The sequence below is a fragment of the Streptomyces vietnamensis genome, from assembly GCF_000830005.1.
GTDB lineage: Bacteria > Actinomycetota > Actinomycetes > Streptomycetales > Streptomycetaceae > Streptomyces > Streptomyces vietnamensis.
This window is the reverse complement of sequence record NZ_CP010407.1, coordinates 5,335,318-5,350,314: the sequence shown is the minus strand read 5'-3', so window position 1 is coordinate 5,350,314 and position 14,997 is coordinate 5,335,318. Positions and strand designations below refer to the sequence as shown.

Here is a 14,997-nt window from a genome sequence, read left to right as displayed (position 1 = left end):
ACGGAGCCGTAGCTAGGATTCCGTCCCATGACTGCAGCCACGCCGGAAGTGACCCCGATCGAGCGCCCCGTGCCGCTCCCGACGAAGCCCCGGCTCAGAGGATGGCTGCACGCGGGCATGTTCCCCGCCGTGATCGTCGCGGGCCTCACCCTCGTCGCCCTCTCCGACTCGCCCCGCGCCCGCATCGCCTGCGGGATCTACGTCCTCACCGCCTGCCTGCTCTTCGGCATCAGCGCGCTCTACCACCGCGGCAACTGGGGCCCGCGCGGCGAGGCCGTGCTCCGGCGCCTCGACCACGCCAACATCTTCCTGATCATCGCGGGCACCTACACCCCGCTCACCCTGCTCCTCCTCCCCGACTCCACGGCGAAGCCGCTCATGTGGGCGGTCTGGGTCGCGGCCGCCGCCGGCATCGCCTTCCGCGTCTTCTGGGTCGGCGCCCCTCGCTGGCTGTACACGCCCTGCTACATCGCGATGGGCTGGGCCGCCGTCTTCTTCCTGCCCGACTTCATGCGCGCGGGCGGCATCGCCGTCCTCGTCCTCGTCGTCGTCGGCGGACTGCTCTACAGCGCGGGCGGCGTCATCTACGGCATCAAGCGCCCGAACCCCTCCCCGCGCTGGTTCGGTTTCCACGAGGTCTTCCACTCGCTGACCCTCGCGGCCTTCATCGTCCACTACGTCGGCATCTCGCTCGTGGCGTACCAGCACGCCTGACCTGGGAGCATGAAGGGCATGAACGACCGCCCCGGCCTCCGCGAACGCAAGAAGGCGAAGACCCGCGCGGCGATCCGGAAGGCCACCTACCGGCTCGTCGCCGAGCAGGGCTGGGACGCCGCCACCACCGACCGCATCGCCGAGGCCGCCGAGGTCTCCCCCTCCACCGTCGTGCGCTACTTCCCTGTCCGGGAGGACATCCTCCTCACCGACGAGAACGACGAACTCCTCGAAGCCCGGCTGCGTGCCCGCCCCGCCGCGGAGGAACCGCTCGAATCGCTCCGGGCGGTCGTCCTCGAAGCCGTCCGCGCCGCCCTCGACGAGGAGCCCGAGGAGACCCGGCTGCGCGCCCGGCTCATGGTGGAGATCCCCGCCGTGCGCGCCCGGCTCACCGAGACCACCGCCACGACCGGCCGCCGGCTCGCCCGCGCGATCGCCGACCGCACCGGCCGGGACGCGGACGGCCTGGAGGTACGGATCTTCACGGCGGCGGTCCTCGGCGCGCTCCGCGAGGCGACCGTCCACTGGGCCGAACACGGCCGCACCGACGACCTCGTCGCCCTCCTGGACCGCACGGTCGACACCCTCAAGACCGGCCTGACGCCCTCACCGCCGGCCTGAGGCCCCCAGCGCGCCCCTGACGATCCGCGCCGAATCCGGATTGTCCGCGCACTCCCACACCCCGTGCGGGCAGTAGTCGGTGACGGTCTGGTAGACGGGCCGGTGCGCCGCGAACCAGCCCAACATCCCCCGCACGTACGCCGGGTCGTCCCCGTTCCTGAAGAGCCCCCACTCCGGGTACGAGACGGGCTTGCCGTGCGCCGCCGCGAAGCGCACCTGGTGCGCGAGCCCGTACTCCTCGTCCACCTGCTCCTCGAAGGAGAGCCCGGCGGGCTGGTCGTAGGCGTCCATCCCAATGATGTCGACGACGTCGTCGCCCGGGTAGCAGTGCGGCCAGGGGATGGCGTCGAGACCCCGGCTCGGCGTGAAGTCGAAACGGAACCGCTGCCCCGGCACCTCCCGCAGCACCCCCACCACCCGTCGCCAGTACGCCTTCCAGGCCGTCGGGTCCGGGCGGCAGCGATGGCTGTACGTGGTGCCGTTCATCTCCCAGCCGAGCACCAGGACCGCGTCGCCGAGCCCCTGCGCCACGAGCCGCTCCCCCAGGGTCCGGAAGTGCCCGTCGTACGCGCCGTCCGCGCCCCGCCGCAGCCCCGCCCGCACCTCGGCGTCCGGCAGCCCGGCCTCGTTCCGGTCGAGCAGCGGCACGTTGAGCACGAAGAGGCGCCCGGGCCGCTCGGCCTTCCAGCGCGCCCAGGGCCCGAACAGCGCCGGATGCCCCTCGATGTTGGACCAGCGGTCGCCCGGCAGATAGGTGTGGCCGACGGTCAGGGAGTCGCCGCCGAGCCAGTCCTGCACCTGCGCGATCCGCCGCACCCCGGCCTCGTCGGAGCCGGTGAAGAACCCCGAGGGGACCCCCGTCAGCGGCTCCGGATCCGTCTCGGGCGCGGTCCGCGTCCCGGTCCGGTCGGACAGGAGCGCGCACAGGAAGACGACAACGGCCGCGAGCAGCACGGTCAGTGCGGCCCGCGGCCAGGTGAACCAGGAGAGCCAGGAAGGCCAGGAGGAGAGCCGCCTCACGTCAGCTGGTCCAGAAGTCCCACCAACGGGTCAGGATCAGCATCCCGATGATCCCGATGTGCAGGACGGGCAGGGCGAAGGTGAACTCGCCGAGGAAGGTCCGCAGCCCCGCCGGGGCGGGCAGGACGCGCTCCCGGACGTTGTGCGCGGTGACGTACCAGAACATGGTGATCGTGGCGACCCAGGCCAGACAGCACCACAGGCAGAGCGCGTTGATCTCGTACAGCGACTGGTACATCAGCCAGGTGCAGAAACCGACCCCGAAGAGCATCCCCGCGTTGAGGCCGAGCCAGAACCAGCCCCGGTAGCGGGCCCCGGCGAGCAGCCCGGCACCGACGGCGACGACGACGGCGTACGTGACGAGCCCGAGCATCGGGTTCGGGAAGCCGAACACCGCCGCCTGCTCGCTCTTCATGACGCTGCCGCAGGACACGACCGGGTTCAGACTGCACCCGGGCTGGAAACCGGGGTCCTCCAGGAGCTTGAACTTGTCGAGCGTGATCACCCAGCCGGCGAGGACGCCCGCCGCGCCGGTGACGAGCAGCAACCAGGCGAGCGCCCGGCCCGCGCCGATCGGGCCGCCGGTCTCCCCGGCGGCCTCCTCCTGCCGCTGGCCCGGCACCCCGTCCCGTACGTTCACCGTCGCCATGGCGCGACCCCTTCCCGCTCAGCCCTGGATGCGGCGGACCGGCAGCAGGACGTGGGCGCTGTCGGCGAGCATCGCCTCGTCCGAGACGAAGGCCTTGAGCCGCTCCTCGTCGACGGGCTGTCCGGGCACGCCCTCGGCCCAGGGCCGTACGGAGCAGATGAAGTAGACCTTGCCCTGCTCGCGCGCCGCCGCCTGCCACTCCTCCGGCACCGGGCACTGCACCTTCAGGAAGGGCAGGGTGAGCACGGCCGAACCGGCCTCGACGATCAGCGAGGCGTTGATCCCGGCGTCCTTCTCCAGATCGAAGAGCCGGTCGCCGACCGAGAGGTTCATCGCCTCCAGGGCCGCGCGCATCGCCTGCTGACCGGCCTCAGGACCGTCCCGGCCGTCGCCGAGCGAATACGCCATCAGGAACGGCGTCCCCGCCGATTCGGCGGAGGGCTCGCTGGACCACGGAATCACCGTGAGAGTTCCCAGCGGAGAGGCGCTGCGCGCCGAGGAAACGACGTTGGAAGTGGTCATGAATCGGATGCTAATGCTCCAACCACCCTTTCCCCGCGCCGAATTCACTCGAACGGCCGACATTCACGCCGCTGCCATGTCCGCCGCAACGAACCCGGGTTTTCATCGTTGTGCCCTGAGGGCATAAGCCGACCACCAGGAGATCACTGATGATCGTCCCGCGCCGCGTCGCATTGCGGTCCCTGTTCGCCCTGGCCGTCACCGCCTTCACGGGTGGTGCGCTCGGCCGTATCGCGACCCGACCGGAATCGGGGGTCGAACATGATCCGCACGCCTTCGACGAGATGTACCGGGGCCGTCGCCTCCTGGGCTTCTCCGGACCCGGGGGCGAACCGACGGCCCTCGTCGACGGCCGGCCGCTGCATCTGATGCGCTGCGCCGACGGCGGCTACGTCACCCCGATCGACCACTACGAGTCCTGCCCGACGCCCCTGGCGGCCACCCGCGCGGCCGTGGACGAGCTGGGCGCGGCCCGGCTCTCCCCGCTCGCGGGCGCCCACGGCGTCCCCACCGACCCGACGGGAGGGAGCCCGCGTGGTGTACACGCGTAAGAACCAGCGCGATCTGACCGGCGCCGAGCGCCGCAAGTTCGTCGCTGCCGTCCTGGAGCTCAAGCGCACCGGTGCGTACGACCGCTTCGTCCGCACCCACATCGACCACTACACGGCCGACGGGGAGGGCCGGCTGCGGATCGCCCACATGACGCCGAGCTTCCTGCCCTGGCACCGCAAGTTCCTGCTCGAGTTCGAGACGGCCCTGCGCCGGATCGACCCGACGGTCTCCGTCCCGTACTGGGACTGGACCCGGGACAACTCCCCGGCCTCCTCGATCTGGCGCGAGGACTTCATGGGCGGCAACGGCCGCCGGGCCGACCTCCAGGTGATGACGGGCCCCTTCGCGGCCTCCGCCGGGCGGTGGACGATCACCGAGTCGATGACCGACGTCCGGTATCTGACCAGGGACTTCGGCCGCCCCCGCGACCCGATCACGCTGCCCACCCCGGCCCAGCTCGACGAGGTGATGCGCGAGCGGGTGTACGACGCGGCGCCCTGGAACTCGACGAGCTCCACCGGCTTCCGCAACGCCCTGGAGGGCTGGGCGCCGGGCCGCGGCAACGAGCGGTTCCGCATCCACAACCGGGTGCACCGCTGGGTCGGCGGCCTGATGCTCGGCGGCGGCTCCGTGAACGACCCGGTCTTCTGGCTGCACCACTCCTTCGTCGACCTGCTCTGGTCGCGCTGGCAGCAGCGGAACCCCGGGGCCGCCTACCTGCCGGCCGAGCCGCCGCCCCTGGGGGACGCGCAGTACCGCAAGGTCGCCGCCCGGCACGAGCCGATGGCTCCCTGGGGCGTGACCCCGGCGTCGATGTTCGACCACAGCCGGATCTACCGGTACGCCTGAGCCCCACACATGAATGTCCCCCCGGCCGACGGCCGGGGGGACATTCATGTGAAGCGGGGGGATCAGCCGCCGTAGCCGCCGTCGCCGTGCCCGTGGCCACCGTCGGCGTTGATGCAGGTGTTGCCGAACGCCGGGTTCAGCAGACCGATGACGTTGACGGTGTTGCCGCAGAGGTTGACCGGGACGTGGACCGGAACCTGGACGACGTTGCCGGAGGCGACACCGGGCGAGTGGGCGGCGACGGCCTCGGCGCCCGAGTCGGCGACGGCCAGGCCGGCTCCGCTGAGGGCAACGGCACCCGTGCCTGCGAGAACAGCGGCAGCCTTCGCGATGCGAGACATCAAGAACTCCTTGGACGTATGAAAGCGACCGCAGGAATCACGGCCGTCACTTCCGTTCAACGCCGATCGCCGGATCGGGTCACGGGCATTGAGCCGAACGGGACGAGGGAAAACCGAAAAAATGGCCCGCGGACCCGATCTCGTCCGCCGCCGGATACGACGGGACGCTTCCGGTCCGCGGGCCGCGGCCATGCGACAAGCCTTCTCTTGCAACGACCGAAACACCTTGGGGTGGCGGGGAAGAATCGTGTCTTCACCCGCCCGGTCAACAGTCGTACGAATGAACGGGGGCGCGGTCGCGTCAGCCCGCGTCCGGCGCCAGCCCGAGCTGGGGGTCGAGGGCTCCGCTGAGCACCGGGGTGAGGAGACCGAGCTGAGGCTTCGCCAGGTGCGGGATCCCGGCGAGCCCGTTGCCGCGCGGGGCCTCCACCGGGGTGCCGAGGACGGCGCCGGGGGTGGCCGCCTGCATCTCCGAGTGCGGGCTGCTCAGCAGGGCGCTGCCGGGCTCGCTGCCCTTGAGGAGCTGGGGCAGCGGCGCGTCGACGACGGTCTCCGGCAGGGTGCCGGTGAGCGGCACGCTCGGCAGGGTGACGTCGGGGAGCGCGCCGACGCCCTTCTGGAAGCCGGTGGGCGCGCCGGGCATCGGGACGGGAACGCCGGTCGCGATGGTCGGCGCGTCCATCGGCAGGACCGGCTCCAGGCCCTGGAGCGGGACGATCACCGGCGCCTCGACGGCGGCGGCGGGAGAGACCAGGGCGGCGGAGGCAAATGCGGTCATGAGGAGTCCCATGCCCGCGTGAGAACGCAGATTCATATGAGGAGAACGAGCCCCTTGGCCGAAACGTCGCGGGACTAACCCATGTGCAGCAACGCGCAGGGCCCTCACCGGTGACGGCGAGGGCCCTGGTTGACGCGGGATCAGTGCCGGCGGGCGATCCGTCCGCCGCGGAGGTAGACGACGGTGCCGCCGATGATCAGCGCGGCGCTGACCGCGGCCGCGCCCATGAGCATGGGCTCGCTACCGGTGTCGGGCAGCTCCCCACACCCGTGCGGCCACTCACCGGGCGCGGGCTTCTCACAGGTGGGCTTGCCGGTGGGGTGGTCGGTCGGGTGATCGGTGGGGTACCCGGTGGGGTGGTCGGTCGGGTAGCCCGTCGGGTGACCGGTGGGGTGGCCGGTGGGGTGACCCGTGGGATGCCCGGTCGGGTGACCCGTCGGGTGCCCGGTGGGGTGTCCCGTCGGGTGCCCGGTGGGGTGTCCCGTCGGGTGCCCGGTGGGGTGTCCCGTCGGGTGCCCGGTGGGGTGACCGGTCGGGTGGCCCGTGGGATAGCCGGTGGGGTGACCGGTCGGGTGCCCAGTGGGGTGCCCCGTGGGATGGCCAGTCGGGTGACCCGTGGGGTGCCCAGTGGGGTGGCCCGTGGGATGGCCAGTCGGGTGGCCGGTGGGGTGGCCCGTGGGATGGCCAGTCGGGTGGCCGGTGGGGTGGCCCGTGGGATGGCCGGTCGGGTGACCGGTGGGGTGGCCCGTGGGATGCCCGGTCGGGTGCCCGGTGGGGTGCCCCGTCGGATGACCCGTCGGGTGGCCCGTGGGATGCCCGGTCGGATGACCCGTCGGGTGGCCCGTGGGATGGCCGGTCGGGTGACCGGTGGGGTGGCCCGTGGGATGCCCCGTCGGGTGACTCGTCGGGTAACCCGTCGGGCCACCGCCGTGATCGTGATCGTGGTCGTCGCCGTAGCCGCCTTGATCGTCGTCGCCGTAGCCACCGTGATCGTCGTCGCCGTAGCCGTCGGGGTACTCCGACGGCTGGGCGCAGAGGTCGCCGAGTCCCGTGCTCTTGCCGCAGGCGTCGGCCGGCGGTCGTGCCTGGACATGGCCGGCCGTGGCGGAGCCCGGACCGTCGCCCGTACCGGAGTGGGAGTTCGCGGCCAGGGCGAATCCCCCACTCAGCGACAGGATGCCGGTCGCTGCCGCCGCGGTGAGTACTTTCCTGCTGATGATGGACCGCATACCGCTCTTCCTCTGGAGAAAGGGAGAGACCGGCGAGGATCCCCCCTCGCTCCGACCGGCCTGATCCGCACCGACGTTCCAGTGGGATCGGCCAAAAGGTATGGGTCGACGCCCGGCGTGAAGCCGGGGCCACACGGCAGCTGATCAGAAAATCATTCGATCAGCCGACCGTGAGGAACAGCGGCACGGAGGGCCGCCGTAAGTGCCCGTGGGGACAGGTGTACTGAGGTGGTGTCAGCCGGCCAGACCGCCGGGGACCGGGAGGCCACCGAGCAGCTGGGCGCCCTTGGTGGCGGTGTTCAGCTGCTCCGCCGCCTTCGTCACGGTCTGGACCGGGGAGCCGTCCGTGGTGCTGCTCAGCATGTCGCTCTTCAGTCCGTGGGCGGCGATCGCTTCGAGGCCACCGTTCAGGCTGGTGGGGGTCAGCGCCTCCGTGGCCATGGCGGGCGCGGCGGCACCCAGGGCCATCATCGAACCGGCGACGACCGCGGCAACCTTGGTGGGCTTCATGGAGTGAATCCTTCCTCTGTGCTTTCAAGTCACGTTCCGTACAGGGTTCTTGGCCGAATCCTGTACATCGTTCTGCTTCTGTAACGAGGAGTGAGCGCCCCGGAAACTCCGGGAGGAAGGATTTCTCCGTACTGCACCCGATCGATGCGGGCCGGTGCTATTTGCCGATCGCACACACCCGTACCGGCCCGACGGACGTCGGGCCGGTACGGGTGTGCGGGGTGCTACCGGACGGGCAGCGGGGGCTTGACCGGCAGCTCGGGCGCGGCGACCGGCGGGTCGACGGGCAGCTCGGGCGCGGTGACCGGGAGCGCCGGGAGCGTGGGCAGATCGGGCAGGTCCGGAGCGGGCAGTCCGCTACCGAGCAGGGTGGCGGTGACCAGGTTGACCAGCGAGGTCAGCGTGGAGGTGACCTGCGGTACGACTCCGCCGGCGTCGCCGGAGGTGACGGCGGCGAGCAGGCCGGCGACGGCCTTCTGGATCGAGGCGAGGGCGTCGGACACGACGTCCGCCGGGGCGGCCTTCGCGTCGGCCACGACGGGCAGGGTCACGGGCGGCTTCGCCGGGAGCTCGGCGGCGGGCGGCGTGACGGGGAGGTCCGCGGCGGGCGGCTTCGCCGGGAGCTCGGCCGCCGGGGGCGTGGCCGGGAGCTCGGCGGCGGGCGGGGTCACGGGGAGTTCGGCCGCCGGGGGCTTCACCGGGAGGTCCGCGGCCGGCGGGGTCACCGGGGTCTCCGGTGCGGGGGCGTCCGGGAGCGGGGCCGGGGCGGTGGCCTTCGCCTCGTCGACCGCCGCGGCGATCTTGCTCTTGAAGGCCTCGACGTCGGCCGCGGGCAGCTGCCCGGAGTCGGCCTTGAGCGCGGCCGTGACGAGTTCGGTCACGGGGGTCGTCACCGAGCCGAGCTCGCCGAGTGCTTCGGCCTGGGCCAGGAGGGCGGTGGTGTCCGGGAGGGGCTCGTGGGCGGCCCGGCCGACCGCGGGGGACGGGTGGTGTTCGCCGGCGAAGGCGGTTCCCGCCGTGCCGAGGGTGATGGCGGCGGATATCGCCAGGGCGGTGAGACGGCGTGTAGCCAGGGGACGCATATGTGTTCCTTTTCCTTATGCGTCGGACAACTGCTCTCTCACGGTGCCTGCGGGTATAGCGCTCCGCAACCGGTGAACTACTGAGCGCCACGCCTCCGTTCGAGTGAATCCGCCCCCGCGACCTGCCCCCCGAAGGGGCGTACGCCGTTGCACCGAACGGCGCACGAAGGTGCGGCCGAACGAGTACCGGACCAGTGACCGCAAGGGAAAAGCCGGTGCGCCCACCCCGGCGGGGTGGGCGCACCGGCTCCGGAAGGACCGATCAGACGTGCGTTGTCAGGCGTTGACGCAGGTGTTGCCGAAGGCCGGGTTCAGCGCGCCGATGACGCTGACGGTGTTGCCGCAGAGGTTGACCGGGATGTGGATCGGGACCTGGACGACGTTGCCGGAGATGACACCCGGGGACTTCACGGCCGCGGCCTCGGCGCCGGCGTCGGCGGAGGCGGCACCGGCGGCGCCGGCGACGGCGGCGGCGGCACCGACGGTCAGGACTACGGCCTTGGCGATACGGGACATGGAGAGGCGCTCCTCGATCGAATTCATCCAACTCGGACTGCGCGGACTGTTCGGCCCGGCTCTCTCAACAACGCCCCGGGTTTTCATCGGTTGCTCTCCCGAACGGGTGACGTTCAACCGATCTTTGGGCCATAGGAGGGCCATTCGAGCGACTGGGCGTGGAATGGCGCAACACGCTCAACGAGGAACCGGCCGCGCGGATACGGGAGTTAGCGTTTCCGGGCATCTAATGCGTACTATCGCCCCGCATCGGGGTTATAACGTTCCCGAACGTTGCTTCCGGGCCCGCCGCGCGTTCACCCATTTCGTGCGGACGACACCTTCCCCTCCCCCGGCCTTCTCGGGTCTTCCCTCCCTTCTCTCATCAAAGCGGAGATCCTGTATGCGGAATTCAGCGGTTCTTGCTGTGGGTCGCGGCGTGGTGTGCGCCTTGTCGTGTGCGGTCCTGTCCGCCGCGCTGCCCGGCGCCTCCGCCGCCGCACCCCGGCCGCGGGAGGCGACCCGCGTCCCCTTCGCCGCGCGTCACCAGGTCGTGCAGCACGGTGGGATCGTGCGCGCCGCCAACACCTCGGCGAAGGGCGCGAAGGGCACCGAGTCGGTCAACGACGGCGCCACGATCAGGTACGTCGACGTGGACCGCGACCCCAACACGTACAACTCCAGCCGTGCCGAACTCCCGGTGCCGGCCGGGGCCCGGGTGACCTGGGCCCGGCTGTACTGGGGCGGGAACCTGCGGGTGGGCGAGCAGAAGCCGCCGAAGGACGACGGCCGCGTCCTGATCGCCGAGCCGGGCGGACGGTACAAGGCGCTGCTCGCCGACTCCGTGATCGGCCACCGCACGGCCGACGGCGCCGACGCCTTCCAGGCCTCCGCCGACGTCACCGAGCTGGTCCGCCGCTCGCACCCGGGGCTGTGGACCGTCGCCCAGATCAATGTGGCCGGGGGCCGTTCCGCGATGGGCGGATGGGGCGGCTGGACGCTCGTCGCCGCGTACGAGAAGGCCTCGGAACCGCTGCGCAGGATCAGTGTCTGGGACGGTTTCGAAACGGTCGGTCCGCGCGCCGGGGAGCTGCGCGTGCCGGTCGACGGAAACCGTTTTCCCAAGGGCGTCTCCGGGCGTCTCGGGTTGATCGCCTATGACGGTGACCGCGGCACTTCCGGGGATTACCTGACGGTGGAAACGAGCCGTTCGAAGAGCACCCGCCTCTCCGATTCCGCCAATTCCGCGGACGACGTACTGAACTCCACCATCACCGAATTCGGCACCGGTCGGACCGTACGACGGCCCGATCGTACGAACACCCTCGGATACGACTCCGACGTGTTCGACCTGCGGGGAGCACTGCGCGCGGGGGGCGACCGGGTCCACGTCCGGGTCGGCAGCCGGAAGGACACCGTCTGGCTCGGCGCGGTCTTCCTCCAGGCGGACGTCCGGCGCTGACGTGCGGTCACCACTCTCCACGGACCCCGGGTCCGTCACCGTCCTGCACGCGGTCCAGCCCGGCGACGGCGGGGTCGCCCGTGTCGTCGTCGACCTGGTCCGCTTCCAGCGCGCCGCCGGCCTGCGGGTCGCGGTCGCCTGCCCGCCCGGCACCGGGCTCTCCGCCGCCGTCCGCGCCGAGGGCGCCGAGACCCACGACTGGCGGGCCGGCCGCGACCCCGGTCCCGCCGTCCTCCGCGAGACGCGGGAACTGGCCCGGCTGATCCGTACGGTCCGGCCCGGACTCGTCCATGCGCACAGCGCCAAGGCCGGCCTGTGCGCCCGACTCGCCGTGCGGGGACGGATTCCGACGGTGTATCAGCCGCACGCCTGGTCCTTCGAGGCGGTCGAGGGGACGACCGCCGCGCTCGCCCGGCGCTGGGAGCGGTTCGGCGCCCGGTGGGCGGACCGGATCCTCTGCGTGAGCGAGGCCGAGCGGCACACCGGCGAGGCGGCCAGGGTCGCGGCGGCCTGGTCGGTCGTCCACAACGGCGTGGACACGGCCCGGTTCGCGACCGACGGACCGCCCGGCAATCCGGCGCCCACCATCGTCTGCGTGGGCCGGCTCTGCCGCCAGAAGGGGCAGGACGTCCTGCTCGCCGCCTGGCCCGCCGTCCTCGCGGAGGTGCCCGCGGCCCGGCTCGTCCTGGTCGGCGACGGCCCGGACGAGGAGGCCCTGCGGGCCGCCGCCGGTCCTTCGGTGCGGTTCACCGGGGCCGTCGAGGACACCGTGCCCTGGTACCGGGCCGCCGACGTGGTCGTCCTGCCGTCCCGCTGGGAGGGCATGGCCCTCGCGCCCCTGGAGGCCATGGCCGCCGGCCGGCCGGTCGTCGTCAGCGACGTGGACGGGGCGCGCGAGAGCCTGCCGCCCGCCCACGCGCCCGAGTGTCTGGTCCCGCCCGAGGACCCGGCCGCGCTCGCCACCGCTCTGGGCCGCCTCCTCGGGAGGCCGGAGCTCCGGCACCGCCTGGGCCGCGAGGCCCACGAGCACGTCCTCAGCAGATTCGATGTCCGGCGCACCGGCGCGGCCGTCGCGGACGTCTACCGCGAACTGGCCGGAGTGCGGGGGGCCGAGCACAGAGAGCCGATTGCGCAGTGACCACGGAAAGTACCAGCGTTCCCCCCTCGCCGGGCCCCTGGCCCACGGCGGGCCAGGGCTTCGGCCTCGCCTCCCTCGCGCCGCGCCGCGGTACGCCCGGCCGGCTCGCGCTGCCGCGCCACCGCCGGGTGCGTCAGCGGTCCGGCGTGGCGGCCCTCGTGGTGGTCGACGCCCTGGCCGTCCTCGCCGCCGCGTCGGTGCTGAGCGCGGCCCACCACGACCTCCGGCTCGTGCTGCCGATCCTCGTGCTCGTCCTCGTCCTCGACGGGCAGGCGGGGCTCTACCGGCCGGCCGCGCACACCCGGGCCCTCGACGAGCTGCCCGCGCTCGGCTCCCGCGCCGGGTTCGCCTGGTGCCTGGCGGCGGCCTCGGTCGCCGCGTACTCCCCCGCCCTGGCGATCGGGCCGCTGCGGCTCTGCGCCGCGTACGGCACGCACGTCGCCCTGGTGTGCCTGGTCCGCGCCGTGCTGCTCGGGCGGCGGCGCCGGATCGCCCGCGAGCGGCCCCGTTCGGCGCTCGTCATCGGCGGGACGGGGGCCGCGCGCCGGTTCGCCGCGGCGGCCGCCCAGCACCCCGAGTACGGGATGCGGCCGGTCGGGATCGTCGGCGTCCCCGAGCAGGGCGGCCCTTCCCGGGCGGCCGCGGAGGGCGGGCTCCCGGTGCTCACCACGACCGAGGAGATCCAGCGCGCGGTCATCCAGAACGCCGTGCGCGACGCGGTGTTCCTCGACGACGACCCAGGCCTGGTGGCGCTCTTCCAGCAGTACGGCTGCGCCACCTGGCGGGTCGGCGGCCGGCCGCAGGACGGGCCGATGGGCGCGCACATGTGGGGGTACGCCTGGCAGCGGATCGTCCCGCTGGGCGAACGGCGCGGACGGGCCTCCAAGCGGGCCCTCGACATCGTGCTCGCCGCCCCCGCGCTCGCGCTCGCGCTGCCGGTGCTGCTGCTGTGCGCGCTGGCGGTGCGGCTCTCGGACGGTCCCGGGGTGCTCTTCCGGCAGGAGCGGGTGGGCCAGCACGGGCGCCACTTCACGCTGCTCAAGTTCCGTACGCTGCGCCCCTCCGACGACACCGAGTCGGCGACCCGGTGGAACGTGGCGGGCGACCGGCGGATGAGCGCGGCCGGGAACTTCCTGCGGAAGTCCTCGCTCGACGAGCTTCCGCAGCTGTGGAACGTGCTGCGCGGGGACATGAGCCTGGTCGGGCCCCGGCCCGAACGCCCGTACTTCGTCGCCCAGTTCAGCAAGATCCACGCCGGGTACGCGGCCCGGCACCGGATGCCGGTGGGGCTCACGGGTCTGGCGCAGGTGCACGGGCTGCGCGGCGACACCTCGATCGAGGACCGCTGCCGCTTCGACAACCACTACATCGACCACTGGTCGCTCTGGCAGGACGTCTGCATCCTGCTGCGCACGGCGGCCGGGCTCGTCCGACCCACGGGGAGCTGAGGATGGCCACGGTCGTGACGGCGCCGGCGGTGCCTTCCGCCCCGGACTCCGGTGCCGACGTACGGACCCTGGCCCGCCGGGCCGGGGCGCTGTCCCCGGTCCTCGCCGTGATCGCGCTGCTGCTCGTCCCGGGCGGCGGCGGGGCGCAGGGCGGCACCGGCGGCACGGGGACGGTCGCCGACGCGGCCTCCGGGCTCCTCGTCCTGATCTGCCTGGTGCGGGTGCTGCGCGGCGGGACCCGGCCGCTGACCCGAGCGGCGGCCGTCGTCCTCGGCCTGCCGGTGCTCGGGATCTGTCTGGCCGCGATCACCTCGCACGACCCGGCGGCGAGCCTGCCGGGCGTCGCCCGTTACCTGCAGATCTTCGTCCTCGTCCCGGCGGCCGTGCTCCTGACGATCCGTGACCGGCGGGACTTCGCCGTGATCGCCTGGGGTCTCGTCGCGTTCGCGCTGCTCCAGGGCGCGGTCGGCGTCGTCCAGTACCTGACGGGCACGGGCGCCTCGTACCAGGGCGAGGACGTCCGGGCCGTCGGCACCTTCGGCGCCACCGACGTGATGGGCATGGCGACGGTCGTGGCGTACGGGCTGATCGTCGCCGCCGGGATCGCGCTCGGCAGCGGCCCCGGCCGGGGCCGCACGGCCGCGCTGGTCTGCGCGGGGCTGCTCTTCGTCCCGCTGGTGCTGTCGTTCAGCCGGGGCGCGTGGATCGCGACCGTGCTGGCCTGCGCGATCCAGCTGCTGCTCGCCGGGGTACGGCGGGCGGCCCGGGTGGCGCTCGTGGCGGCCGCGCTCGGGGTGGTCCTCGTCGGCGGCCTCGGGATCGGTTCGGAGATGGTGGAGGAGCGGGTCGCCAGCATCACGCAGGTGGCGGCCGCGCCGGACCAGTCGGTGACCGACCGGTACACGATGTGGGCGGCGGCGGGGCGGATGTGGCGCGCGGAGCCGGTCACGGGCGTCGGCCTCAAGGGCTTCCCCCAGTACCGCGACTCGAACGCCTCGCTCGCGCTGTCCTCCGGCAGCGACACGGCCGGCGCGGGCGCCGCGTTCGCGCGCCAGCCGTTGCTGTCCCCGCACAACATGTACCTGCTCGTGTTGAGCGAGCAGGGCCTGGTGGGGCTGCTCGCCCTGGCGGGCAGCTGGGTGGCGCTGCTCGTCGGCGCGCTGCGGCGGCAGCGGCTCGGCGCGGACTGCGCGCTCGTCGCGACGGGCCTGCTCGTCTGGCAGCTCATCGACTTCTTCTACGCGGACATCGGCGGCCCGTCGACGGTGCTGATGTCCGTCGTGTTCGGTCTGGCGGCCTGGTGGTCGCTGGCGGAGGTGAGGCGTGCGTGACCCGTGGGCCGGGGAACCGGAGCCCACGGACGCGCCGTGGGCCGACGGGCCGCCCCCCTCGCCCCGGCCGCCCTGCGGCACCCCGCTGACCGACCCCTGGCCGACCTCGCCTCCGGGCTCCACGGACTCCCCGTGGCCCCCGGGGGCCGTCGTGCTGCCGGGGGCGGGACCCTCCGGGGGCTACGGGGCGTACGGGGCGGGGGTCGACGGAATCGCCAGGGCCGCCGGGGCGGGTGCCGGGGCAGGCAGGGCCTGC

The 14,997-nt window shown here is 73.0% G+C and carries 17 protein-coding genes; 8 read left to right on the top strand and 9 right to left on the bottom strand.

Features of this window, described 5'->3' with window-relative positions:
* The first annotated feature begins 27 nt into the window (after nucleotides 1–27).
* Both trhA and SVTN_RS24200 read left to right on the top strand, forming a co-directional pair.
* Nucleotides 28–714, top strand: coding sequence for a PAQR family membrane homeostasis protein TrhA (gene trhA, locus SVTN_RS24205; RefSeq protein ID WP_041130990.1), 687 nt, complete (start codon nucleotides 28–30; stop codon nucleotides 712–714).
* Nucleotides 715–732: 18 nt separating this feature from the next.
* Nucleotides 733–1,335 (top strand): acyl-CoA-like ligand-binding transcription factor, encoded by a 603-nt coding sequence (locus SVTN_RS24200; RefSeq protein ID WP_245727616.1) that lies wholly within the window; start codon nucleotides 733–735, stop codon nucleotides 1,333–1,335.
* On the opposite strand, the gene SVTN_RS24195 is transcribed toward SVTN_RS24200, so the two are convergent.
* From SVTN_RS24195 to SVTN_RS24185, 3 genes are read right to left on the bottom strand one after another with little or no spacing between them, the layout of a single operon-like run.
* Nucleotides 1,321–2,355, bottom strand: a complete 1,035-nt coding sequence (locus SVTN_RS24195; protein ID WP_052499280.1) for a glycoside hydrolase family 26 protein — start codon at nucleotides 2,353–2,355, stop codon at nucleotides 1,321–1,323. The two genes, SVTN_RS24200 and SVTN_RS24195, sit on opposite strands and share 15 nt — an antisense overlap.
* Before the next feature lies 1 nt (nucleotide 2,356).
* Complete coding sequence (locus tag SVTN_RS24190) at nucleotides 2,357–3,004, bottom strand: vitamin K epoxide reductase family protein (RefSeq protein ID WP_041130988.1); 648 nt, start codon at nucleotides 3,002–3,004, stop codon at nucleotides 2,357–2,359.
* 18 nt (nucleotides 3,005–3,022) lie between these two features.
* Nucleotides 3,023–3,526, bottom strand: coding sequence for a DUF5949 family protein (locus SVTN_RS24185; protein WP_063782278.1), 504 nt, complete (start codon nucleotides 3,524–3,526; stop codon nucleotides 3,023–3,025).
* A gap of 149 nt (nucleotides 3,527–3,675) precedes the next feature.
* On the opposite strand from SVTN_RS24185, the gene SVTN_RS24180 reads away from it, so the two are divergent.
* Nucleotides 3,676–4,077, top strand: coding sequence for a tyrosinase family oxidase copper chaperone (locus SVTN_RS24180; protein ID WP_041130987.1), 402 nt, complete (start codon nucleotides 3,676–3,678; stop codon nucleotides 4,075–4,077).
* A complete protein-coding gene (locus SVTN_RS24175) occupies nucleotides 4,061–4,927 on the top strand; it encodes a tyrosinase family protein (RefSeq protein WP_041130986.1) in 867 nt (288 codons plus the stop codon). The genes SVTN_RS24180 and SVTN_RS24175 overlap by 17 nt, the downstream gene beginning before the upstream one ends.
* A 62-nt stretch (nucleotides 4,928–4,989) precedes the next feature.
* Here the strand turns inward: SVTN_RS24175 and SVTN_RS24170 are convergent, their stop codons facing one another.
* The 6 genes from SVTN_RS24170 to SVTN_RS24145 all read right to left on the bottom strand — a co-directional run bounded on the left by SVTN_RS24170 (nucleotide 4,990) and on the right by SVTN_RS24145 (nucleotide 9,383).
* Nucleotides 4,990–5,268 carry a chaplin gene (locus tag SVTN_RS24170; RefSeq protein WP_041130985.1) on the bottom strand — a complete coding sequence of 93 codons (279 nt, stop codon included), beginning with the start codon at nucleotides 5,266–5,268 and terminating at the stop codon, nucleotides 4,990–4,992.
* A gap of 301 nt (nucleotides 5,269–5,569) precedes the next feature.
* Nucleotides 5,570–6,046 carry a hypothetical protein gene (locus SVTN_RS24165; RefSeq protein ID WP_245727615.1) on the bottom strand — a complete coding sequence of 159 codons (477 nt, stop codon included), beginning with the start codon at nucleotides 6,044–6,046 and terminating at the stop codon, nucleotides 5,570–5,572.
* A 140-nt stretch (nucleotides 6,047–6,186) separates the two neighbouring features.
* On the bottom strand, nucleotides 6,187–7,275 hold the full coding sequence (locus SVTN_RS42320) for a hypothetical protein (RefSeq protein ID WP_078908473.1): 1,089 nt from the start codon (nucleotides 7,273–7,275) through the stop codon (nucleotides 6,187–6,189).
* 234 nt (nucleotides 7,276–7,509) lie between these two features.
* Nucleotides 7,510–7,785, bottom strand: a complete 276-nt coding sequence (locus tag SVTN_RS24155) for a hypothetical protein (protein WP_041130982.1) — start codon at nucleotides 7,783–7,785, stop codon at nucleotides 7,510–7,512.
* Between the two features lie 224 nt (nucleotides 7,786–8,009).
* Entirely contained in the window at nucleotides 8,010–8,867 is an 858-nt protein-coding gene (locus tag SVTN_RS46215; protein WP_041130981.1) for a hypothetical protein, read from the bottom strand.
* Nucleotides 8,868–9,143: 276 nt separating this feature from the next.
* Complete coding sequence (locus SVTN_RS24145) at nucleotides 9,144–9,383, bottom strand: chaplin (protein WP_041134196.1); 240 nt, start codon at nucleotides 9,381–9,383, stop codon at nucleotides 9,144–9,146.
* A gap of 382 nt (nucleotides 9,384–9,765) precedes the next feature.
* On the opposite strand from SVTN_RS24145, the gene SVTN_RS24140 reads away from it, so the two are divergent.
* From SVTN_RS24140 to SVTN_RS24125, 4 genes are read left to right on the top strand one after another with little or no spacing between them, the layout of a single operon-like run.
* Nucleotides 9,766–10,824 (top strand): DUF3344 domain-containing protein, encoded by a 1,059-nt coding sequence (locus SVTN_RS24140; RefSeq protein ID WP_041130980.1) that lies wholly within the window; start codon nucleotides 9,766–9,768, stop codon nucleotides 10,822–10,824.
* A gap of 1 nt (nucleotide 10,825) precedes the next feature.
* The gene (locus SVTN_RS24135) at nucleotides 10,826–11,962 is read left to right on the top strand and encodes a glycosyltransferase family 4 protein (RefSeq protein WP_041130979.1); all 1,137 of its coding nucleotides are present in this window, start codon (nucleotides 10,826–10,828) and stop codon (nucleotides 11,960–11,962) included.
* A complete protein-coding gene (locus SVTN_RS24130; protein WP_041130978.1) occupies nucleotides 11,959–13,410 on the top strand; it encodes a sugar transferase in 1,452 nt (483 codons plus the stop codon). Before SVTN_RS24135 ends, SVTN_RS24130 begins: the two co-directional genes overlap by 4 nt.
* Nucleotides 13,411–13,412: 2 nt before the next feature.
* Entirely contained in the window at nucleotides 13,413–14,741 is a 1,329-nt protein-coding gene (locus SVTN_RS24125; protein WP_041130977.1) for an O-antigen ligase family protein, read from the top strand.
* The last annotated feature ends 256 nt before the right edge of the window (nucleotides 14,742–14,997 follow it).

What these genes read in the sequence shown, in the direction of transcription:
- trhA (WP_041130990.1), top strand. Translation starts at nt 28, where the DNA reads ATGACTGCAGCCACGCCGGAAGTGACCCCGATCGAGCGCCCCGTGCCG.
- SVTN_RS24200 (WP_245727616.1), top strand. Translation starts at nt 733, where the DNA reads ATGAACGACCGCCCCGGCCTCCGCGAACGCAAGAAGGCGAAGACCCGC.
- SVTN_RS24190 (WP_041130988.1), bottom strand. Translation starts at nt 3,004, where the DNA reads ATGGCGACGGTGAACGTACGGGACGGGGTGCCGGGCCAGCGGCAGGAG.
- SVTN_RS24185 (WP_063782278.1), bottom strand. Translation starts at nt 3,526, where the DNA reads ATGACCACTTCCAACGTCGTTTCCTCGGCGCGCAGCGCCTCTCCGCTG.
- SVTN_RS24180 (WP_041130987.1), top strand. Translation starts at nt 3,676, where the DNA reads ATGATCGTCCCGCGCCGCGTCGCATTGCGGTCCCTGTTCGCCCTGGCC.
- SVTN_RS24170 (WP_041130985.1), bottom strand. Translation starts at nt 5,268, where the DNA reads ATGTCTCGCATCGCGAAGGCTGCCGCTGTTCTCGCAGGCACGGGTGCC.
- SVTN_RS24165 (WP_245727615.1), bottom strand. Translation starts at nt 6,046, where the DNA reads ATGACCGCATTTGCCTCCGCCGCCCTGGTCTCTCCCGCCGCCGCCGTC.
- SVTN_RS42320 (WP_078908473.1), bottom strand. Translation starts at nt 7,275, where the DNA reads ATGCGGTCCATCATCAGCAGGAAAGTACTCACCGCGGCGGCAGCGACC.
- SVTN_RS24155 (WP_041130982.1), bottom strand. Translation starts at nt 7,785, where the DNA reads ATGAAGCCCACCAAGGTTGCCGCGGTCGTCGCCGGTTCGATGATGGCC.
- SVTN_RS46215 (WP_041130981.1), bottom strand. Translation starts at nt 8,867, where the DNA reads ATGCGTCCCCTGGCTACACGCCGTCTCACCGCCCTGGCGATATCCGCC.
- SVTN_RS24145 (WP_041134196.1), bottom strand. Translation starts at nt 9,383, where the DNA reads ATGTCCCGTATCGCCAAGGCCGTAGTCCTGACCGTCGGTGCCGCCGCC.
- SVTN_RS24140 (WP_041130980.1), top strand. Translation starts at nt 9,766, where the DNA reads ATGCGGAATTCAGCGGTTCTTGCTGTGGGTCGCGGCGTGGTGTGCGCC.
- SVTN_RS24125 (WP_041130977.1), top strand. Translation starts at nt 13,413, where the DNA reads ATGGCCACGGTCGTGACGGCGCCGGCGGTGCCTTCCGCCCCGGACTCC.